Here is a 21,223-nt window from a genome sequence, read left to right on the forward strand (position 1 = left end):
CCCCCCCCCCCCCCCCCCGCCGATTACGAGGCCAGCGAGCCGGCGGCGTTCACCTTGACCGCCTCATGCGCCTCGACCCGGCTCTTGACCCGCCCCAGCGAGCCGATCGCCACCGCCGCGATCAGCGCCGGCACCGCCAGCAGGCTCAGGATCACGCCCATGTCGAGCTGCATCGCCATCAACCAGCCGCCGGACAGCGACCCCACCACCGAACCGCAACGACCCACGGCGTTGGCGTAGCTCACCCCGGTGGCGCGGTTGCTGGTCGGGTAGAAGGCGGCGGCCAGGGCGTTGGCCCCCACTTGCGAACCGCTGACGCAGAACCCCACCCCGAACACCGCCAGCACCAGGAGCCAGAGCTGGCCGGCGCTGGCGCCGCACAGGGTCACGAAGACGGCGCCGATCACGTAGGTGACCGCCAGGGTACGGCAGGCGCCGAAACGGTCCATCAGTCGCCCCAGCAGAATGGCGCCGAGGGTGCCGCCGATCTGGAAGGTGGCGGTGACCCACGAGGCGCGGCTCAGGCTGGCGCCGGTGTTGTGCAGCAGGGTCGGCAGCCAGCTCGAGATCAGATAGATGATCAACAGGCTCATGAAGAAGCTCACCCACAGCAGCACGGTGCCGACGGCGAACGGAGCGCGGAACAGCTCGCGGACCGGCGCCTGGTCGCTGGCTTCGTGCGCGGTCAGCTCCGGGTGGGACGACTGGGCCGGCGCCAGACGCGCCACGACGGCGTCGATCGCGGCCTGCGGACGGCGCTTCAGCACCAGGAAACGCAGCGATTCCGGCAGGCTGCGGAGCAGCACCGGCACCAGCAGCAAGGGCAGCACGCCGCCCAAGAACAGCACGCCGCGCCAGCCGAAGCTGGCCAGGATCTGCGCCGAAGCCAGGCCGCCCAGCGCCGAGCCCACGGTGAAGCCGCAGAACATCAGCGTGACCAGGCTGGAGCGGCGCGCGCCCGGGCAATACTCGGAGGTCAGCGTGATGGCGTTGGGCATGGCGCCGCCCAGGCCCAGGCCGGTGAGAAAGCGCAGCACGATGAGCCAGGTGAGGTCCGGCGCCGCGGTCGAGGCCAGGCTGGCCAGACCGAAGAAGGCCACGGACAGCACCAGGATGGTCTTGCGCCCGACCCGGTCGGCGAGCGGGCCGAACAGCAGGGCGCCCGCCATCAGGCCGAACAGGCCGGCGCCGAACAGCGGGGCGAGCGCCGCCGCCGTCAAATGCCATTCCTCGCGGATGGCCGGGGCGATGAAGCCGATGGCGGCGGTGTCGAAGCCGTCGACCGCCACCACCAGAAAGCAGAGCCAGAGAATGCCGCGTTGCAGCCGTGAAAATGGCAGGGCATCGATGAAGTGCTGGACGTCCAGAGAGGCGCGCATGGGTTATCTCCTGAGTAGTGTGTGGGCGGCGCGTCGTGCACGCCGCTTCCGTTTTTGTTGTCGTGCGAATGCGGGATTGAGGGATCAGGCCACCTTGACCGTGATCGGGGCCAGGCCGTCGACGCGGGCCACCATGGTCTGGCCGCGCTCGATCGCGCCCACGCCTTCCGGCGTGCCGGTGAAGATCAGGTCGCCCGGCTGCAGTTCGAACAGGGTGGAGAGGTTGGCGATGGTCTCGCTCACCGACCAGATCAGGTGGGTCAGGTCGCTCTTCTGGCGGGTTTCGCCGTCCACGGTCAGCACGATCTCGCCGGCAGTGATCTCGCCGACGTTATCGCGCGCGCTGAGGACGCCGATCGGGGCGGAGTAGTCGAAGGCCTTGCCCACTTCCCACGGGCGGCCCATCTCGCGCATCTTCATCTGCAGGTCGCGGCGGGTCATGTCGAGGCCGACGGCGTAACCGAAGATATGGCTGGCGGCGTCTTCCACGGCGATGTCCTTGCCGCCCTTGCCGATTGCCACCACCAGCTCGATCTCGTAGTGGTAGTTGCTGGTCTGGGTCGGGTAGGGGATGGTCACGGTTTCACCAGCGGCCACCGGCACGACCGATTCCGGATCGTTCGGCTTGCAGAAGAAGAACGGCGGCTCGCGGTCCGGGTCGAAGCCCATTTCGCGGGCGTGGGCGGCGTAGTTGCGGCCGACGCAGTAGACGCGGCGCACCGGGAACAGCTCGGACGAACCGTCGACGGGCAGGCCGACGGTGGCAACGGGGGTGAACAGGTAACTCATGGTGGTCTCTTCCTGGTTTGATGTGGATCAGGGTCGGGTTCAAACGGTGGCCGGCTGCGGCGCGTCGGGCTGCCGTGCCGGCTCGGCGCGGCGGAACGCTTCGAGCTCGGCGCAGGCGCGGTCCACGGCGACGATGTTCGGGTAGGGCGACAGATCCACGCCGAAACGGCGCGCACTTTCCACCTGCGGCACCAGGTACACGTCGGCCAGCGTCGGCGTGTTGCCGAAGCAGAAATCGCCCCGGGTTTGGTCGGCCGCAAGTAGTGCTTCCAGCGCGCCGAAACCGGTCTCGATCCAGGTGGCGCACCACGCCAGCACGGCGGTTTCGTCACAGCCGAGCGTCTTGCGCAGGTACTCCAGCACGCGGCGGTTGTTGAGCGGATGGATGTCGCAGCCCACCAGCGCCGCCAGCGCACGGACGCGGGCACGGCCATCCGGGTCTGCCGGCAGCAACGGCGGGGTCGGGTAACGCTCTTCCAGCCACTCGATGATGGCGGGCGACTGGATCAGCGTGTGCTCGCCGTCGACCAGCGCCGGCACCAGCCCTTGCGGGTTGAGCGCCTTGAAGGTGGCGCCGAGGTGCTCCTCGCTGCGCAGGTCGACCGGCAGGTACTGGTAGTCCAGCCCCTTCAGGTTGAGCGCGATGCGCAGGCGGTGCGAGGTGCCGCTGCGGAAGAAGTTGTAGAGCTTCAGCACGTCGTTCCCCTCAGCCGCGCGCCAGGCAGTTGTCGGCGTTCCAGCCGTACAGCCATTCCATGGCGTCGTAGAAACGCTCGGCGCTGCGGCCTTTCCACAGCTCGTTGCGCACCAGCCGCTCCACGCCCTTGGCGTGGAAGATGCGGCCCATCTCGCGGGCGGAGAGCACGATGCGCGCGGTGCGGGCGACGCGAGAGCGTTGGTAGAGCTCGAAGGCCTTAATGAAGTCGTTGCCGTTGACGCGCAGCGCTTCGCCCAGCGTCACGGCGTCTTCCAGCGCCATGCAGGCGCCCTGGGCCAGGTATTGCAGCGTCGGGTGGGCGGCGTCGCCCAGCAGCGTGACGCGGCCGAACGACCAGGTGTCGATCGGTTCGCGGTCGGCGGTGGCCCAGCGTTTCCAGCTCTTGGGCAGCTCGATCAACTGGCGTGCCTTGGGGCAGATGCCCTGGAAGTAGCTCTGCACCTCTTCCGGGCTGCCTTCGGTGACGCCCCATTCTTCCTTGTCGCGGCTGTGGAAGGTCACCACCACGTTGTACTGCTCGCCGCCGCGCAGCGGGTAGTGCACCAGGTGGCAGTTGGGGCCGACCCAGATGCTGGCGGCGTTCCACTGCAGGTTTTCCGGGAAATCCTTCTTGTCGATCACGGCGCGGTACACCACGTGGCCGGAGACGCGCGGCGGATCGTTGACGAACTGCTTGCGCACCACCGACTTGACGCCGTCGGCGCCGATCAGGGCGATGCCGCGATAGGCGTTGCCGTGCTGGTCGTAGACGGTGACGCTGTCGGCATCCTGTTCCACGCGCTCGACGTGGGTGCCGGTCAGGAACTCGACGCGGCCGGTTTCCTTGGCGCCTTCCAGCAGCGACAGGTGGACGTCGACGCGATGGATCACGGCGTAGGGGTTGCCGAAGCGTTTACGGAACGCCTCGCCGGTGGGAATGCGGCCGACCAGGGTTTCGTCGAGCGCGTCGTGCATCACCATTTCGTCGGTGTAGACGGCGCGGCCGCGCGCCTTGTCGCCCACGCCCAGGGCGTCGAAGGCGTGGAAGGCGTTGGGGCCCAGCTGGATGCCGGCGCCGATCTCGCCGATCTGCGGCGCCTGCTCCAGCACTTTGACGGAAAAGCCTTGGCGTACCAGGGCCAGGGCGGCGGCGAGGCCGCCGATGCCGCCACCGGCGACGATCACGGGAAGGGTCTGAGTCATGTCTGTCTCCTCGATTTACAGGGGTTGGCTGTGCTGGCTGGCATCAGCCACGGTGGCGGACTTCGTAGAGGCCCAGCTTCTTGTGCAGGGGGGCTTCGTCGGCGATGAAGACGAAGGCCGGGGTGTCGGCGGAAGCGTTCTTCAGCGTCACCGGGGCGAAACCCGGAGCGCAGCAGGTGTCGGCTTCGGCCAACGTGAAGGTCTTGCCGTCGATCTCGGCGGCCACGCTTCCCTCGATGAGGTGGAACACCGCGGCGGGCGAGCGCGCCGGCAGCGCGAGCGTTTCGCCCGGGCGCAGCATCAGCGCCGCGTAGCCGAGAATGTTCTGGCAATCGCCGCCGGTTTCCGGGTTGACGTAGGCCACTTGCACCGCTTCGCCGGCCGGCTGGCGTGCCGCCAGGGCGAGCAGGGCGGCGCGCACCTCGGCCCAGGGGTAGCGCAGCATCGGGTAGCGCGGGGCGTTACGGCTGAAGATCGGGGAGGGCACCACGCCGCCGCGCAGGTAGGCGCGCTCGCTGCCTTCGCCGTTGATGGTCTGCGGCTGGCCTTCCTCGACGTAGGAGGCTTCCATGTAATAAACCAGCGGCAGGTCGAGCACGTCGAGCCACACCACCGGGGCGTCGCCGTCGTGGCCGTGTTCGTGCCACAGCCCGGTCGGGGTGAGGATCAGGTCGCCGCGCTGCATCGGGCATTTCTCACCGTCCACCGTGGTGTAGGCGCCTTCGCCCTCGACGATCATGCGCACCGCGTTCGGGGTGTGGCGGTGCGACGGCGCGATCTCGCCCGGTAGCAAGAGCTGCATGCCGAGGTAGATGGCGGAGCTGGCCTGCATTTTTTCCAGTCCGTGGCCGGGGTTGGCCAGCACCAGCACGCGGCGCTCGGCCTTTTCGATCGGAGTGAGCTCGCCGGCCTGCATCAGCAGCGGGCGCAGCGCCTCGTAATGCCAGTAGGTGGCCTGGGTGCGCGGGCGCGGTTGTCCCGGGGGCAGCACGGCGCGCAGGCTGGGCCACAGCGGCACCAGGTTCTGGGCGCCGAGGGCGGCGCGGTAAGCGGCGGGCAGATCGTCCAGTCGACCGAGTTCCAACATGAGCTGTCTCCATACGTGTGGGCCTGGCACCGAGCCGGATTCGAAACTCCTGATCCAACTCAAGGCGTTCAAGTCCTTGTTGTGATGGCTCTCAATGTAGTGAGCGGTCGACATTCGGTCTATGCAATGGTATGAATGGACGTCATTCGAAAAACGAATAGTGCTGGAGGGGAAATGCAGACAGCGGACGTGCGCCTGTTGCAGGTGTTCGACGAGATCTACAAGACGCGCAGCGTCACGCGCGCCGCGGACAACCTGGGGTTGGGGCAGCCGGCCGTCAGCATCGCGCTGGCCAAGCTGCGCGAGCATTTCGACGACCCGCTGTTCGTACGCATCGCCAACGGCATGGAGCCGACGCCGATGGCGCGCGAGCTGGAGCACGCGGTGCGTCAGGCGCTGGATGCACTGGACCTGGTGTTCGGCCACCGCATCGATTTCGACCCGGCCAGTTCCGAGCGCACCTTCTGCATCAGCATGACCGACATCAGCCAGCTGGTGCTGTTGCCCAAGCTGTGGGCGCAGCTGCGCAAGACCTCGCCGGGCGTGCACATCGACATCGTGCCGCTGTCGACCGAGACACCGCGCATGCTGGAAACGGGCGAGGCGGATCTGGCGCTGGGCTTCATGCCGCAGCTGGAAGCCGGCTTCTACCAGCAGTCGCTGTTCCGCCAGCGCTACGTGTGCGTGGCCAGCACCGACCACCCACGCATCCACGACGAACTGACCCTGGCGCAGTTCGAAACCGAGGAGCACGCCGTGGTCACCTCGTCAGGCACCGGGCACCTGATCCTGGATCGGGAAATCGCCCGCCAGGGCATCACCCGCCACATCGCGCTGCGCGTGCCCAATTACCTGGGCATCGCCTTCGTGGTCGAGCAGACCGACATGCTGGTGACGATTCCGGAACGACTGGCGCAAGTGCTGGAAGGGCGCGGCCGTTTCAAGGTGTTTCCGGTGCCGTTCGAGCTACCCGACTACGCCGTCAAGCAACACTGGCACGAGCGCTACCATCACGATCCGGGCAACCGCTGGCTCAGGCGGGTAATTTCCGACCTGCTGTCCGCGCCCGCCGCCGGAGCGGCTTAGGCCTCCCGCCACATCGCGTCGCCGGCAAACGACTCCGCCAGGAAATCGAGCATGGTGCGCAGCGTCGCCGGCATATGCCGGCGCGAGGCATAGACCGCGTAGATGCCCAGGTCGCGTGGCCGGTAGTCGTCGAGCACGGCCACCAGCTCGCCCGTGTCGAGCCAGGGCGCGGCCGCCTGCAGCGGCTGCATGGTGATGCCGACGCCCTGGCGCGCCGCTTCCAGCAGGGCGGCGGTTTCGTTGGCGCTGACGTTGCCGCCCACCGGCACCGAGACCGGCTGCCCGTCGCGGGAAAACGCCCACAGGCTCTTGCCGAAGTAGGAATAGGTCAGACAGTTGTGCAGCGCCAGCTGCTCGGCGCGCTGCGGTGTGCCGTGTTCGCGTAGGTAGGCGGGGGAGGCGCACACCACCGAGCGGCACAGCCCCAGCTTGCGCGCGATCAGGTTGGGGTCGAGGTCGTTGGTGATGCGGATGGCGAGGTCGATGCCTTCTTCCACCAGGTTCACCGAGCGGTTCAGCAACTGCATGTCGACGGCGGTGGCGGGGTAGCGCTTGACGTACTCCGCCACCGCCCGTGCCAGGTAAGACTGCCCCAGCCACACGCTGCAGGTCAGACGCAGGATGCCGCGCGGCGCGGCCTCGGGGGCGGTGACGGCGGCCTGCATCTCGTCTTCTATCTCCAGCATCTGGCGGCAACGCGGCAGCATCTCGCTGCCGGCCGAGGTCAGACTCAGCTTGCGCGTGGTCCGGTGCAGCAAGCGGGCGCCGGCCCACTCCTCCAATTCCGCCAAGTAGCGCGACACCATGGCGCGCGACATGTCCAGGCTGTCGGCGGCGTGAGACAGACTGCCGCGTTCCGCCACTTCGACGAATACGCGCATGGCTTTCAATCGATCCATGATTTGCTCGATTCATGCAACAAACTGATCGCCATTATGCGGTTTTTTGCATCGCTCCGAACCATTACCATGCAGCCCATATCGTTATTCGTCGCAAGGACACCATCATGAGCACAACCGTACTGCATTACCTCTACGACCCGCTGTGCGGCTGGTGCTACGGCGCCGCGCCGCTGGTCGAAGCCGCCCGTGCCATCCCGGGGCTGCGCGTGGCGCTGCACGGTGGCGGCATGATGAGTGGCGCCAACCGCCAACCGGTGAGCGTGGCGCTGCGCAACTACGTGATGCCGCACGACCACCGCATCGCCGCGCTGACCGGGCAGGTATTTGGTGCCGATTACTTCGACGGCCTGTTGCGTGACACGGGCGCGGTATTCGACTCCACGCCGCCGACCACCGCCATCCTCGCCGCCGAAGCGCTCGGCGAACGTGGCGCCGACCTGCTCAAGCGCATCCAGATCGCCCACTACGTCGAAGGCCGCCGTATCGCCGACACCGAAGTGCTGAGCCAGCTGGCGGCCGATATCGGCCTCGACCCGACAGCTTTCGCCGCCGAGTTTGCCCGTCAGGACGGCGCGGCCACCCAGGCCCACATCGCCGCCAGCCGTCACTTGCTGGGACAAGTCGGCGGACGGGGCTTCCCGACCTTCGCGCTACAGCAAGGGGACGTGCTGACGCTGCTCGATGCCGGCCGCTTCTTCGGCCAACCTGCCGCTTGGCTCCACTTCCTCGAACGGCAAGGACGACCAACGTTGGCCGAAGCCCCCGCGGCGGCAGCCCAGCCAGGCTGTGCCAACGGCAGCTGTACCATCTGACCGACCCGAGCACGCCGCAGCATGGGTAAAGCGCAGCGCAACCCATCGAGTCGGCGAGCCGCAACATTTTCGATATCCATCCCGCTTTTCGCCGTGTCCGGCGTGGCACGGCACCTCATCCAAGGAGAACACCATGAACGTCGTCATCATCGGCATCAGCGGCCGCGTCGGCTCGCGCCTCGCCACCGAACTACTGCAACGCGGCCACCAGGTCACCGGCATCGCCCGCGATATCGGCAAGGTGGCGCCACGCGCCGGCGTAACGCTGAAACAGGGCGACGCCACCGACTCGGCGGCACTGGCGCCGCTCTTGGCCGGCCACGACGCCGTGATCAGCGCCGCGATGTTCCTGTCGAGCAACGCCGACAGCCTGATTTCGGCAGTCAAGCAAGCCGGCGTGCCGCGCCTGCTGGTAGTCGGCGGCGCCGGCAGCCTGGAAGTCGCCCCGGGTGTGCAGCTGATCGACACCCCGGAATTCCCCGCGATCTACAAGGCCGAGGCGAGCGCCGGCCGCGACTTCCTGAATGCCCTGCGCGGCGAGGCGGCGCTGGACTGGACCTTCCTGTCGCCGTCCGCGCTGTTCGAACCCGGCGAACGCACCGGCCGGTTCCGCATCGGTGCCGATGAACTCCTGATCGACGCCCAGGGCAAGAGCTGGATTTCGATGGAAGACTACGCCATCGCGCTGGCCGACGAGTTGGAAGCGCCAATGCACGCGCGCCGCCGCTTCACCGTCGGGTACTGAGCCGTCAACGGCGGCGTTCCGCCATAAAGCGACAGCCTTGGGCAAAACCCAAGGCTGTTGTCTATCGGCGACGCTGCACCGACGTGTTCGCGTCACGGCCGGAATGCCACCCCGGGCGGTCTCGCTTTGCCGAAAGGCTAGCGCCGCGCCAGGATCTGCAGCCGGCCAAGCACCTGGCGCTTGCTGACCACGCCGAGAAAGCGCCGGTCGTTCAGGTTGTCCACCACCGGTATCCGCTCCAGCGGACTGGTGGCAAACAGGGTCCAGGCTTCCTTGAGGCTCGCCTGGGCCGGCAAGAGGTCGAAGGCCGTCTCGATGAGGCCTTCGATCGCGTCGTCCTGCCGTTCGGGATGGTCGCACAGCAAGGCGGCCAGCCGGTGGATCGAGACCACGCCGACAAAGCGGCCGGCGCTGTCGATGACGTAGAGGTAACGCGTTCGCGTCTGCTGGAAACAGGCGTTGGCCTGGGCCACCGTCGTCGACGGCGTCAGGTGGGTGGTGACGCTTTCCAGGAGCGACATCAGCTCGGTATCGTGGAGCTCATCGACCCGCGCCAGGTACGCATGGCGCCGGTTCAGCACGTCGTAGAGCGAGTTCGTCCTGATCTTGCGCGAAACGGCATACGCCAGAATGCTCCCGGCCATGAGCGGCAGCAGCAGGCCCGCGTTCATGGTCATCTCGAACACCATCAGCACCGCCATCAGCGGGGCGTGACTCACCGCCGCCATGAACGCCCCCATGCCGATCAGGGCGATCAGGGTGCCATCGCCCTGGGGTAGCACCGGGTACATCGCCACGGCAGCGGCGACAATCGCCCCCAGCGCCGCGCCGATGAACAACGACGGGGTAAAGATGCCGCCCACCGCGCCCGACCCCACGATCAATGCCGTGGCGGCTATCTTCGCCAGCAGCGCCCATGGCACCGGCTCGGACAATGGGTGCCCCTGCAGAATATCGATGATCGGCGCGTAGCCATTGCCGCACACCTCGGGAATGAACACCGCGATGGCCCCCATCAGGAGGCCGCCCAAGGCCATTTTCCACGGCATCGTGAGGGCAAGTTGCCGGAAAGCCTGCTTGCTGTTGTCGAGCACCAGCAAGAACAGCGGCGCCAGCAAGCCGGCCAGCAGACCGATCGGCAAGATCAGCAAGTAGACGCCCAGGCTCGGCACGGCAACGCCCGAGGCGAGGGCGAACGGCGCGTCGTGATGGCCGAAGGCGAGAATCGTCAGCGAGGCGGTGACCGCCGAGGCAAACAACGGCACCAGCAAATCCACGGTGAGGGCGCCCAACACGATTTCGGCAACGAACATCGCGCCCGCCAACGGCGTGTGGTAAACGGAAGCCAGGCCCGCCGCCGCGCCGCAGGCGGTCATCAAGCGCAACTGGCGTTCATTGGCCCAGCGCCGTCCGGTCAGCGACCCCGTCACCGCCGCGAGCTGCACCATGGCGCCTTCGCGGCCGATGGAACCGGCGGAAACGATCGAGGCCAGCGAAGACAGGCTGCGCAGCAGGGAGGGCCAGAGGGGAAGACGGCCGTTTCCATCCGATACCGCATCCATATACTCGCCATGCGACGCACCATGCTTGCGTTGCGCGTACAACAGGATCAAACCGGCCAGACCCCCGCCAAGAGCCGGAACGAACAAGCGCCAGCGCCAGTCGAGCTGCGCCATGATCACGGTGATATCCTGCGCCGAGCCGAACAGCACGCGGTCGCCGACATCGATGGCGTGCCGGAACAGACTGGTCACGCCCGCGGCGAGCATGCCAATCGGCACCGCCAGCAGCAGATTCACGGCGTTAATGTCGAGTCGTCCTAGTGTGCGGGAGCGGGCAGCATGCATATGACGGGCATCTTGAGGGAGAGGTTGACTTGCTGATTGCCCGGCATTATAGCGAAGTTGCCGAGCGGCTCGCGTTCGCGGGCGGCCGCAATCAAACGTCCTTGCCCTATTTGTTTCAGATGCAGAGCGGCGTGGGGCAAGCACCTCACGTCAAGCCGGAGAACGACGATGCGAAAACCACTTGCCATGATACTTGCCGCGTCACTGGCAACAACCGTGGCGCAGGCTCAAACCATGGACGCCCCGGATATGGCGCACATGGACCATGCTGCACACATGGCGGCCATCGCCCGGCAGCAGGCGGAAGTGGCGCAACGGGGCAAAGAAGTGATGCCGTTCGATCTGGGCGCAACCCAGCACATCTTCACCAAGACGCCAGAGGGCGGCATTCAGCGGGTCGTGGCACGACGCGCCGAAGATGCCGAGCAGGTGCGGCAGATCAGGCTGCACCTAGAAGACATCCGGAAACAGTTCTCGCAAGGCGATTTTTCCGGACCGCGCCATATCCACGGCGAACAGATGCCGGGGCTAGCGGCGCTTCAGGCGGCCAAACCCGGTCAAATCGCCGTCACGTACCGCGCCATTCCCGAGGGTGCGGAGCTGATCTACTCGACGGCCGACCCGCGGCTTGTCACCGCGCTGCATGACTGGTTCGACGCGCAAGTGTCCGACCACGGCAAGGATGCCGTAGCGGGCCACTGACACGGATGTCTCGCCGATAACATCGAGCCCTCCCGGTGAGGCCGCCACGCAGGGCGGTCGCCTTGTCGCTACCAGCACAGCATCCATGGTGCGCAGGAATGCCTTATGCGTGCTTGTGCGGCAGAAGGGGGCTGTCCTCATGGCCGCAGCGACTGCCGCCGAGGTGGCTCGCCGGCGTCGCCGGGCCTCGCCACGTCACGCCGCCAGGTTGATCCAGCTCGCGCAGGATGCCGCAATCGCGCGTGGCCCGGGCCGCCAGGCACTGGCCGCGCAGATCGATCAATTGCCTTTCCAGGGCCTGCAGCTCGGCCATCCTGGCCTGCACATGCTGCAGGTGGGTATCGATCAGTTCGTTGATCGACTCGCAGCTGGCATCCGGCTCGACGCGAGCCTGGAGCAGCGCCCGAATCTCGCCATGCGTCATGTCCAGCGCCCGGCAGCGGCGGATGAACGTCAGTCGCTCCACGTGGCTGTGGTCGTACCTGCGGTAGTTGTTGGCCTGATCGCGCACCGCCGCCGGCAGCAGACCCTCGCGTTCGTAGTAGCGCACGGTTTCCACCGGGCAGCCCGCCTGTTTTGCCAATTCACCGATTTTCATTTACCGCCCTTCGTTGCTTGACCCTGCAGTAACTACAGGGTGTTCAATGCACAGCATACGATGAAAAACGGAGCCTCACCATGGCCGGCTGCTGCGACCACGACCCCAATAACAAACCCGTCCCCTTGAAGCGGCATGCGGTCCCGGCTCGACGCCATGCGGGCCCGAAGTATCGTGTGGCTCCGATGACAGCGCAAAGCCATCGGCACGACCACGCTCACGACCATGCCGATGGCCAGTGCTGCGCTCCCGCCGCGATCGCCTTTGGCGCGCTCGCCGCGCCGGAAACGGTCGCAAACGGCATGCGAACCGCCATGCGCATCATGCAGATGGACTGCCCCACAGAAGAGGCGCTGATTCGCCGGAAACTGGACACGATGGCGTCCGTCAAGAGCCTGGAGTTCAACCTGATGCAGCGGGTGCTGACGGTGGTGCATGCCCCCGATGCGCTGGCCCCGATCCTGGAGGCGGTGCGCTCACTCGGCTTCGAGCCCGAAGTCCCGGATGCCCAAGGCCAGCTTGCAAAGCCGGTGGCGCAGAAGAAACCGTGGTGGCCTTTGGCTCTTGCCGGCACGGCGGCCATCGCCTCGGAGGCGGCGGGGTGGGGCGGTTTGCCGGGCAGCCTGTCCGCAGCATTGGCCATTCTCGCGGTCGCTTCATGTGGGCTGACCACCTACAAGAAGGGATGGGTGGCGATTCGCCACCGCAACCTGAACATCAACGCCCTCATGAGCATCGCCGTGACCGGCGCACTGTTGTTGGAACAGTGGCCCGAGGCGGCCATGGTGATGGTGCTGTTCACGCTCGCCGAACTGATCGAGGCCAAGTCGCTCGACCGGGCCCGCCATGCGATCAAGGGGCTGATGGAGCTGGCCCCGGAGGTGGCGACCCGTTTGCAAGCCGACGGGACGTGGCAGGAGGTCGAGGTCAGGACGGTGACGGTGGGCAGCCTGGTCCGGGTCCGACCCGGCGAGCGTATCGGGCTCGATGGCGAGATCGTGCGCGGCCGCTCCAGCATCAACCAGGCACCGATCACGGGTGAGAGCCTGCCGGTTGACAAGGGCGAGGGCGACGCCGTGTTTGCCGGCACCATCAACCAGTCGGGCTCCTTCGAGTACCGCGTCACGTCTGTAGCGGCCGATACCACGTTGGCGCGCATCATCCATGCCGTCGAACAAGCACAAGGTTCAAAAGCACCAACGCAGCGCTTTGTCGACCAGTTCGCCCGCGTCTATACCCCGGCCGTGTTCGCCATTGCCCTGGCCGTGGCCGTACTGCCGCCCTGGCTGCTGGGCGGCAACTGGCACGACTGGATCTACAAGGCGCTGGTCTTGCTGGTGATCGCCTGTCCGTGTGCGCTGGTGATTTCCACTCCGGTCACCATCGTCAGCGGCCTGGCCGCCGCGGCGCGTCATGGCATTCTGATCAAGGGCGGCATCTATCTGGAGCAAGGCCGCCTGCTGAAATGGCTGGCGCTCGACAAGACTGGCACCATTACCCATGGCCAACCACAACAAACCGACTTCGAGCTACACGCTGACGTCGCAGCGGAACACTGCCGCCGCCTGGCGGCCAGCCTGGCCGGCCGTTCTGACCACCCCGTATCGCAAGCCATCGCCAGCCGGGCCGAACAAGGCGGTATCAAACGGGACAATGTCGCCGCTTTCGAGGCGCTACCGGGGCGTGGCGTACGCGGCATGATCGCCGGCAAGCGCTACTTTCTCGGCAATCATCGCCTGGTGCATGAACTCGGTCGGTGCGCTCCTTCGCTGGAAGCGCGTCTCGATGAGCTGGAACGCGAGGGCAAAAGCGTCGTCATGCTCATCGACGAACACCAGGTCCTGGCCTTGTTCGCCGTGGCCGACACGGTCAAGAGCTCCAGTCGCGACGCCATCGCCGAACTGCACGAATTAGGAGTCAAGACAGTCATGCTGACCGGCGACAACCCTCATACGGCAGAAGCGATAGCGAAGCAAGTGGGCATCGACCAGGTTCGCGGTAACCAGATGCCCGAAGACAAGTTGAAAGCCGTCGAATCCTTCGAAAAAGCAGGTCCGGTGGGGATGGTAGGGGATGGCATCAACGACGCCCCGGCACTGGCTCGTGCCCGCATTGGCTTTGCCATGGGCGCGATGGGCACCGACACGGCGATCGAAACCGCTGACGTCGCCTTGATGGATGACGACTTGCGCAAGATTCCGACCTTTATCCGCCTGTCGCGTGCCACTCGCGCCGTGCTGCTCCAGAACATTACCCTGGCGCTGGGGATCAAGGGGCTATTCCTGGCACTGACCTTGGGCGGACTGGGAACGATGTGGATGGCGGTGTTCGCCGACGTGGGCGCGAGCCTGCTGGTCGTCGGGAATGGCTTGAGGCTGCTGCGAAAGTAGGCATCGTTTACAGCCCTCATTCCGGGCAGCCAAACGGCATCGGCCGCTTCAATCCGGCACCGGCAGGCGGCTGGACGATTTGATTTCCCGCAGCGCGAGGCTCGACTGGATCGAGTGAACACCCGGCATCTTGCGCAGCACGTTCTCGACGAAATCGCTGTAACCATCCAGGTTTTCCGCCACCACCTGCAGCAAGTAGTCGGCCGCCCCCGTGATCTTGTGACAGGCCAATACCTCCGGACGATCCCGTATCGCCTCCTCGAAGCGATTGGGCGCCTCGTCGGCATGCACGGCGAAGCTCACACTGACGAAGGCCAGCACGTCGTAGCCCAGTTTGCGGCGGTCGAGGTTGGCCTGGTAGTCCTTGATGTAGCCCTCGTCCTCCAGCCGCTTGAGCCGGCGCCAGCACGGCGTCACGCTCAGCGAGAGCTGTTCGGCCAACTTGGGGTTGGACAGGGCGCCATCCTGCTGCAACAGGCGCAAGATGGTCCGATCCGTCGCATCCAGCTCATGCCTTGGTTTGTTTCCGCTCATTTTCGCTGCTTTGTGAGTTTATCTTTCTCAAAGAATAGCTATTTTTGAGTTCAAAAAGCAAAACACATCCCGCCGGCAGACTACATACTTGTTCCCGTCATCTTCTTCACCGGATTGTCCACACCATGCTGACCGTCTACAGCCCAGCCCACCGGCTGCACCATGCTACCGAACTGAAAGACGGCCTGATCAAGCCGTGCTTCGAAATGCCCAGCCGGGCCGATACCATCCTCGCCCGAGTGCAGGCCGTCGGCCTGGGCGAGGTGATCGCCCCGCGCGACTACGACACCTCCCGCTATGCCCGCGTGCACAGCGAGCGCTATGTGCGCTTTCTCGAAAACGCCTGGGCCGAGTGGAGCGCACTGGGCCGCACGCACGATGCCTTGCCGCTGATCTGGCCGGTGCGCGATCTGCGCAGCGACATCGAGCCCGAGCACATCGACGGCAAGCTGGGCCTCTACGCCATGGACGCCGGCGTGGCGATCACCGCCGGCACCTGGGAAGCGGTGCGCACCAGCGCCAACCTGGCCCTGACCGGCATGGTCAAGCTGGAAGAGGGCGAGTACAGCGCCTTCGCGCTGTGCCGTCCGCCCGGTCACCACGCCGCCGCCGAATACATGGGCGGCTACTGCTACCTGAACAACGCTGCCATTGCCGCCCAGGCCTGCCTCGATGGCGGTGCCAAGCGCGTGGCGGTGCTCGACGTCGATTACCACCACGGTAATGGCACCCAGAGCATCTTCTACCAGCGCGCCGACGCGATGTTCGTGTCCCTGCACGGCGACCCGAAACAGTCCTACCCCTATTTCCTGGGGCACCGGGACGAGCAGGGCGCCGGCGCCGGGCTGGGTTTCAATCACAACTACCCGCTGCCGCACGGCACCGATTGGGGTGGTTACGGCGAGGCGCTCGCCCACGCCTGCCGCACCATCGCCTCCTATGCACCGGACGCGGTGGTGGTGTCGCTGGGGGTGGATACCTTCAAGGACGACCCGATCAGCCATTTCCGGCTCGATAACGAGGACTTCCTGCGCATCGGCGAGGTCATCGCCGGCATCGGCCGACCCACCCTGTTCGTGATGGAAGGGGGCTACATGGTCGACGACATCGGCGTCAACGCGGTGAACGTGCTGCGGGGTTTCGAGGCGGCGCGCTGAGTCTGTCGAGTTGCCTGCCCCAGGCGGTGAGGCTGATGCATAAATGTCATCGGCCAGTGAAATAAACGCGCTTTGCCCAGCGTGGCGGTGCCCGTAATATCGCCCATGCAATCACGGGCTACGCGGCAACCGTGCCCCATCCGCGCCATCAACGAGCAAGAGAACCCCGATGAACATCACCATTCGCCCCGCCCACAAAGAAGATGCCGCGCTGATTCTGCGCTTCATCACCGAGCTGGCCATTTACGAGAAAGCTGGCGACCAGGTGGCCGCCACCGTGGCGTCCATCGAAGCCAGCCTGTTCGGCGAGGATTCGCCGGCGCGCGCGCTGATCTGCGAAGTGAATGGCGAGGCGGCGGGCTATGCCGTCTACTTCTTCAATTACTCCACCTGGCAGGCGAAAAAGGGGTTGTATCTCGAGGATTTGTATATTTCGCCAGCCATGCGCGGTGATGGCGCCGGCAAACGCATGCTGCAGCAGCTGGCGGCCATCGCGGTGGAAAACGGCTGCGGCCGTTTCGAGTGGAGCGTGCTGGACTGGAACCAGCCCGCCATCGATTTCTACCGGTCGATCGGCGCCGAACCGCAAGACGAGTGGGTGCGCTACCGCATGTCGGGGTCCCCGCTGCGGGACTTTGCCGCCAGCGCCTGAGACGGTCGCAGGTCCACCGGAAATGCCGCGCGCCAACGATGAGAACCTGGCTCGCTTATCACGAAGACGGAGCCTTTGGAGCCGGTGAGGGCGAGGGGGTGTCAACCAAAGCAAAGAGGGTGCCCAAGGCACCCTCTTTGTTTGATTTAAAACGGAGCACGGTCAAGCGGCAAGCCGTTTCTCAGCCTTGCAACAGCGCCTCGTGCTGCAGTCCGAACATCAGGCCGCCCCAGTGCCTGCCCTGGTGGTAGATCGGCACCGAGACCAGCGCGAAGATGTCGCCGACGTCGCGCACGTAGGCCTGGAACAGGAACTCGCTCTTGTCGGTGCTGGTTCGATGCAGCATCGGGTTGCCCTTGTGGAAGCGCTTGTCGCGGCTTACCAGCGTGTTGCGTGCCACATCGTCGGTCTGCGGTTGGCAGTATTTGCTGACGTGGGTGGGAGGATAGGCCTCGTCGCCGACGCAGATCACCGCCAGGTCGCAGCCCGGCATGTCGGCGGCCAGCCGGTCGAAGTAGGGGCGGAAGAGCTGCTCGTAGGCCTTGTCGTAACTGGTGTGGTACTGCTGCGGGTTGGTGCCGGGAATCGGCTTGAAGGCCTTGTCGAACAGATCGAGCCCCTGGCCGGCGAGCTGCTCGAGCATCGCTTCGCACTCTACCTTGCTCTGGCGCAACCGGGCGGTGATGCGGTCGAACGCGGCGTCGGCCACCTGGAACAGGCCGAGTTTGGCCATGACCTGCTCGGCCGAGCCGATCAGCTCCCGAGAGGGGCCGATGCTGCCCTCCATCAACGTGGACATCTGTTCCGACAACTGATGCATGCGCCCGACGCTGCCGTGGATGTCGCGGTTGTTCTCGCTCAGTGTGCTCATGGCGCCCTGGATGGCACCGATCTCGCGATTGACCTGCTGGCTGCCCTGGACGAACTGGTTGAGCTGGCTCGTGGCGTCATCCAGCACGTCGCTCGCCTTGAGGATGCTCTCGGCGATCGACTGTGCCGCCCCTGCCGTCTGCCGCGATTGTTCGTGGATTTCCTGTACCTTGCCGCCGACGCTCGAAGCGAGGGTGTTGGTGCGTTCGGCGAGCTGGCGCACTTCGTCCGCCACCACCGCGAAACCGCGCCCAGCCTCGCCGGCGCGGGCCGCTTCGATGGCAGCGTTGAGCGCCAGCAGGTTGGTCTGATCGGAAATGCCGCGGATCTGCGCCACGCTGGAGATGATCGCCTCGGTGTCCTCCAGCAGCTTGTCGATGCTCCGGGTGAAGCCGGTCATGATCTGGGCAGCCTCCCGCGCATTCTGGTTGGCCACCGCCATCTCCTGGCTGGTGCTTTCGGCCCCCTGGGTCAGTTCGCTGGCCACGCCGGAGATCACGCTGACGCTGGCACTGACGTTTTCCATTTCGGCGCTACTGCGTTCGGTGCGAGCGAAGATGCCTTCGGCCAAGGTTTCCTGTTCGCGCGCCTTGTTGTCGGCATCCTTGATCTGCTTGCCGATCTGCGCCGCCTTGATCGACAGCACGATGTTGTTGTGGCGTACGCCCACCATGGTCTCGCACACCGTGCCCCGGTACTTGTTGGCCGATTCCACCGAAGTGCGCAGCGCACCGCCCACCGCCGGGTATTGGTAGGTCAGGTTGCGCGCATGCTTTTGCTGCACATGGTGGATCGCCCCTTCGAAGCGGCTGAGCGGCCTGAAAACCTGGTTCACCAACCAGACGGTGCTGGCCGCCAGCAGCACGATGGCCGCGCTGGCGAACCCAGCGGCCGCCATTCCTGCGCCCAGATTGAGCAGCAGCAGGCTGCCCAGCACCGTCACGGCAAGTTGACTCAGCACGACCCCAATGAAAATGCGCTTCATGTATTTTTTCCTTTTTTGTCGTTCTTTTTTTCTGCAACGCCGATGGCGCCCTGCCGCCATGCCTTGTGCGGGTGCATGGTGCGGCGGCACGCGCCTTATCGACGTTGCTGGTCCCAATGAGGAGGCGGCGCGGTCAGACGAGTTCGGTGACGTCCTCCGTGGCAGCGGCCCTGTCCCGATGCCGGCCCGGCGGCTCGGCGAGATCCAGCGCGGCGGCGTGGTCGCGGCAGAAGGCTTGCCCGGCACGGTAGCCGACGTCGAACAGCAATTCGAGGTTGGAGCTGGTCCAGTCCATCACCTGCGGCCAGTGCTCGTCCGGAATGCCGCCCATCAGGTCCACTTTGAGCAGCTGACGTTTGGGCTGACCGGTAGCGGGGTCGATGTTGTGCTTGTATTCGAACAGGCGAATGTCGTCCTTGGCGATTTCCACCAGCGGCGTGATGATCGAGTGCACCCAGGCGTCGTAGAGCCCGCGCGGCTTGCGGATCAGCTTGTCGGCACCGAGGATGTCGAACACCACCAGCGTGTCGATATCGCAGTGCTTGCCGGGTGAGGCCGGGTCGTCGTTCACCAGCGCCTTGAAGTTGAGCGTATCGATGGCGGCGCCTTCAATGTAATCCTCGCCGTCCAGGGTGTAGGGCGGGTAGATCAGCGGGAAGGAGAAGGCCGCCTTGAGGTGTTCCGGTGTGATCTCGTCCTTGCCCCAGATGACCATCTTCTCGCGGTTCATGTTATAGGCATTGATGTAGAAATCGGGCGCTACGGCGGCGATGGCGTCGAAGTCGACGACCTGCTCGGCAAATGGCAGGTGAGCGCACAGGCCCAGGCTCGATGGCGACAGGTTGCTGGGCGACATCGTGGCGAGACCGAGCTTGACCCAGTCTGAAAACAGCCCGCTGCCAAACGGCGAGCTGGGATCGAAGAACGGGGCGGTGAAAGGGTTGCGGGCGAGCCAGTCGCGATACGCGGCGGCTTCGGCTCCCGGTTTCATGAAGACCTTGTAATTGACCGGCAGCATGCCGTAGATCGGGTCCGAGACGCCAATTTGCGCCCACTGCCGCAATGCCTCCATGGGATCGCCGGCCTTGGGGGCGGCATAGAGCAAGCCCATCAGCGCGCCGGCCCCTGAGGTGGAAATCACGTCGAACTCCACCCCATGCTCCAGGAAGGCAACCAAAGCTCCCGCCATCAGCGTGGAATTGGGGGCGCCACCGCCTATCAGCAGGGCTTTCTTGTGCTTCTTTGTCACTGCCTTTTCTGCCATTGTCATTCTCCAGACGAACATCGCCATATCATAATGAAAACCAAATGTAATTGCCGATCGAATTTTTACCGGTTGTCGGGTTACGAATGCAAGGCAATATCTCGTGGAGTTTGCACGATCATTATGAAAATTGATTGATCTCGACGCGTGCCGGAAACCTTCCGACAACGACACCTGACGGACGGGCACAACACCTTGCGAGGCGCCGCCTCCCACAGAATCTTCCTCGGCCGATGCCGTGGTACACAGGCGCGCCGCGATTGGGTATGCTGTTACTGTTCGGTGACAAAATTGCCGGGCTGGCGGGCCGCACCTACCGCAATACAACAAGGGTGCCCAATAACCACACGTTATGGAGCAGATACCGTGAGCATTTTTGAATTGCCCGATTTCGACGGGCATGAGCAGGTCGTTTTCGCCTCCGATTCCCAATCCGGTCTCAAAGCCATCATCGCCATCCACAACACGCACCGTGGCCCGGCCATGGGTGGCTGTCGCATGTGGGCCTACCCCGACAGCACCGCCGCCGCGACCGATGCGTTGCGCCTGGCGCGTGGCATGACCTACAAGAACGCCATGGCTGGCCTACCCATCGGCGGTGGCAAGGCGGTGATCATCGGCGACGCCCGCACCAGCAAATCGCCCGAACTGTTCCGTGCCCTGGGCCGCGCCATCGACCAGTTGGGCGGTCGCTACATCACGGCAGAGGACGTGGGCACCAGCCCGGCCGACATGACCTTCGTGCGCGAGCAGACCCGCTACGTGGCCGGCCTGTCGGGCGATCTGGGCGGTACTGGCGATCCGTCGCCGGCAACGGCGCTGGGCGTGTTCGTGGGTATTGAAGCGGCGGTACGCCATCGCCTCGGTGTCGATTCGGTCGATGGCCTGACGGTGGCCGTGCAAGGGCTTGGGCATGTCGGGTATGATCTCGCCCGTCGCCTGCACGAGGCGGGAGCCCGGCTGATCGTAGCCGACATCGACCGTGCCAACGGCGAGCGTGCCGCGGCAGAATTCGGCGCCCGCATCGTGGCTCCCGACGAGATCGTCGATGCCCAGGCTGACGTGTTCGCCCCCTGCGCCCTGGGCGCGGTGTTGAACCGACAGACCCTGCCACGGCTCAAATGCTCCGTCGTCGCCGGTGCGGCCAACAATCAGCTCGCCACCGATGACATCGGCGAAATGCTGCGCGATGCCGGCGTGCTGTACGCCCCGGATTACGTCATCAACGCCGGCGGCATCATCAAGGTCTGCGCCGAGTACCTGCAAGAACCGGTGGACAGCGTGGAAGACCGTGTGCGCGCCATCTCCGGGACGCTGGACGAAGTATTCCAGATGGCCGAGCGCGACGGTGTCGCCACCAGCCGCGCCGCGGACACGCTGGCGCGTGCACGCTTCGCCTGAAGGCACTGCGTCTTGCGCGGAGCGGCTACGCTGCTCCGTGTCGGTAAATACGCCGCCTTCCCTCGAGGAAGGCGGCGTTTTCGATCGCTCCGGCGACAACCAAACAACAACGAAATGATACCC

Annotated in this window: 19 protein-coding genes; 8 read left to right on the plus strand and 11 right to left on the minus strand. The window is 65.5% G+C overall.

Going from position 1 to position 21,223, the window contains the following annotated elements; genetic code table 11:
• Positions 1-23 precede the first annotated feature (23 nt).
• The 5 genes from AC3WG5_RS15335 to AC3WG5_RS15355 all read right to left on the minus strand — a co-directional run bounded on the left by AC3WG5_RS15335 (position 24) and on the right by AC3WG5_RS15355 (position 5,155).
• The gene (locus AC3WG5_RS15335) at positions 24-1,379 is read right to left on the minus strand and encodes an MFS transporter (RefSeq protein ID WP_008954180.1); all 1,356 of its coding nucleotides are present in this window, start codon (positions 1,377-1,379) and stop codon (positions 24-26) included.
• A gap of 84 nt (positions 1,380-1,463) precedes the next feature.
• Positions 1,464-2,168 carry a fumarylacetoacetate hydrolase family protein gene (locus tag AC3WG5_RS15340; RefSeq protein ID WP_008954181.1) on the minus strand — a complete coding sequence of 235 codons (705 nt, stop codon included), beginning with the start codon at positions 2,166-2,168 and terminating at the stop codon, positions 1,464-1,466.
• A 39-nt stretch (positions 2,169-2,207) separates the two neighbouring features.
• A complete protein-coding gene (maiA, locus tag AC3WG5_RS15345) occupies positions 2,208-2,864 on the minus strand; it encodes a maleylacetoacetate isomerase (protein WP_008954182.1) in 657 nt (218 codons plus the stop codon).
• 10 nt (positions 2,865-2,874) lie between these two features.
• Positions 2,875-4,068: a 3-hydroxybenzoate 6-monooxygenase gene (locus AC3WG5_RS15350; RefSeq protein WP_008954183.1), complete on the minus strand. Its 1,194-nt coding sequence runs from the start codon at positions 4,066-4,068 to the stop codon at positions 2,875-2,877.
• 43 nt (positions 4,069-4,111) lie between these two features.
• The gene (locus tag AC3WG5_RS15355; RefSeq protein ID WP_492569384.1) at positions 4,112-5,155 is read right to left on the minus strand and encodes a cupin domain-containing protein; all 1,044 of its coding nucleotides are present in this window, start codon (positions 5,153-5,155) and stop codon (positions 4,112-4,114) included.
• 174 nt (positions 5,156-5,329) lie between these two features.
• On the opposite strand from AC3WG5_RS15355, the gene AC3WG5_RS15360 reads away from it, so the two are divergent.
• The gene (locus AC3WG5_RS15360) at positions 5,330-6,241 is read left to right on the plus strand and encodes a LysR family transcriptional regulator (RefSeq protein ID WP_294865919.1); all 912 of its coding nucleotides are present in this window, start codon (positions 5,330-5,332) and stop codon (positions 6,239-6,241) included.
• On the opposite strand, the gene AC3WG5_RS15365 is transcribed toward AC3WG5_RS15360, so the two are convergent.
• The gene (locus tag AC3WG5_RS15365; RefSeq protein WP_492569385.1) at positions 6,238-7,140 is read right to left on the minus strand and encodes a LysR family transcriptional regulator; all 903 of its coding nucleotides are present in this window, start codon (positions 7,138-7,140) and stop codon (positions 6,238-6,240) included. The genes AC3WG5_RS15360 and AC3WG5_RS15365 overlap by 4 nt on opposite strands.
• A gap of 107 nt (positions 7,141-7,247) precedes the next feature.
• Here AC3WG5_RS15365 and AC3WG5_RS15370 point away from each other — a divergent pair, with 107 nt between their 5' ends.
• Entirely contained in the window at positions 7,248-7,955 is a 708-nt protein-coding gene (locus tag AC3WG5_RS15370) for a DsbA family protein (protein ID WP_492569387.1), read from the plus strand.
• Positions 7,956-8,088: 133 nt separating this feature from the next.
• Positions 8,089-8,700, plus strand: a complete 612-nt coding sequence (locus tag AC3WG5_RS15375; RefSeq protein WP_492569389.1) for an NAD(P)-dependent oxidoreductase — start codon at positions 8,089-8,091, stop codon at positions 8,698-8,700.
• Positions 8,701-8,837: 137 nt separating this feature from the next.
• On the opposite strand, the gene AC3WG5_RS15380 is transcribed toward AC3WG5_RS15375, so the two are convergent.
• Positions 8,838-10,499, minus strand: a complete 1,662-nt coding sequence (locus AC3WG5_RS15380) for a ClcB-like voltage-gated chloride channel protein (protein WP_492569390.1) — start codon at positions 10,497-10,499, stop codon at positions 8,838-8,840.
• A gap of 216 nt (positions 10,500-10,715) precedes the next feature.
• Between AC3WG5_RS15380 and AC3WG5_RS15385 the strand changes: the two genes are divergently transcribed.
• Complete coding sequence (locus AC3WG5_RS15385) at positions 10,716-11,249, plus strand: aspartate carbamoyltransferase (protein ID WP_482581782.1); 534 nt, start codon at positions 10,716-10,718, stop codon at positions 11,247-11,249.
• 103 nt (positions 11,250-11,352) lie between these two features.
• Here the strand turns inward: AC3WG5_RS15385 and cadR are convergent, their stop codons facing one another.
• On the minus strand, positions 11,353-11,847 hold the full coding sequence (gene cadR, locus AC3WG5_RS15390; RefSeq protein WP_492569392.1) for a Cd(II)/Pb(II)-responsive transcriptional regulator: 495 nt from the start codon (positions 11,845-11,847) through the stop codon (positions 11,353-11,355).
• Positions 11,848-12,032: 185 nt separating this feature from the next.
• On the opposite strand from cadR, the gene AC3WG5_RS15395 reads away from it, so the two are divergent.
• Complete coding sequence (locus tag AC3WG5_RS15395) at positions 12,033-14,237, plus strand: heavy metal translocating P-type ATPase (protein WP_492569394.1); 2,205 nt, start codon at positions 12,033-12,035, stop codon at positions 14,235-14,237.
• Between the two features lie 48 nt (positions 14,238-14,285).
• Here the strand turns inward: AC3WG5_RS15395 and AC3WG5_RS15400 are convergent, their stop codons facing one another.
• Complete coding sequence (locus AC3WG5_RS15400) at positions 14,286-14,771, minus strand: Lrp/AsnC family transcriptional regulator (RefSeq protein ID WP_492569395.1); 486 nt, start codon at positions 14,769-14,771, stop codon at positions 14,286-14,288.
• A 125-nt stretch (positions 14,772-14,896) separates the two neighbouring features.
• On the opposite strand from AC3WG5_RS15400, the gene AC3WG5_RS15405 reads away from it, so the two are divergent.
• The gene (locus tag AC3WG5_RS15405; RefSeq protein ID WP_492569397.1) at positions 14,897-15,928 is read left to right on the plus strand and encodes a histone deacetylase family protein; all 1,032 of its coding nucleotides are present in this window, start codon (positions 14,897-14,899) and stop codon (positions 15,926-15,928) included.
• Positions 15,929-16,097: 169 nt separating this feature from the next.
• The gene (locus tag AC3WG5_RS15410; protein ID WP_294865937.1) at positions 16,098-16,580 is read left to right on the plus strand and encodes a GNAT family N-acetyltransferase; all 483 of its coding nucleotides are present in this window, start codon (positions 16,098-16,100) and stop codon (positions 16,578-16,580) included.
• Between the two features lie 181 nt (positions 16,581-16,761).
• Here AC3WG5_RS15410 and AC3WG5_RS15415 read toward each other — a convergent pair whose 3' ends face one another.
• Complete coding sequence (locus AC3WG5_RS15415; protein ID WP_492569399.1) at positions 16,762-18,435, minus strand: methyl-accepting chemotaxis protein; 1,674 nt, start codon at positions 18,433-18,435, stop codon at positions 16,762-16,764.
• Between the two features lie 133 nt (positions 18,436-18,568).
• On the minus strand, positions 18,569-19,699 hold the full coding sequence (locus AC3WG5_RS15420) for a patatin-like phospholipase family protein (protein ID WP_492569400.1): 1,131 nt from the start codon (positions 19,697-19,699) through the stop codon (positions 18,569-18,571).
• A 366-nt stretch (positions 19,700-20,065) separates the two neighbouring features.
• Here AC3WG5_RS15420 and AC3WG5_RS15425 point away from each other — a divergent pair, with 366 nt between their 5' ends.
• The gene (locus AC3WG5_RS15425; protein WP_294865942.1) at positions 20,066-21,100 is read left to right on the plus strand and encodes a Glu/Leu/Phe/Val family dehydrogenase; all 1,035 of its coding nucleotides are present in this window, start codon (positions 20,066-20,068) and stop codon (positions 21,098-21,100) included.
• Positions 21,101-21,223 lie beyond the last annotated feature (123 nt).

The organism is Pseudogulbenkiania sp. FW507-F1, from assembly GCF_058781125.1.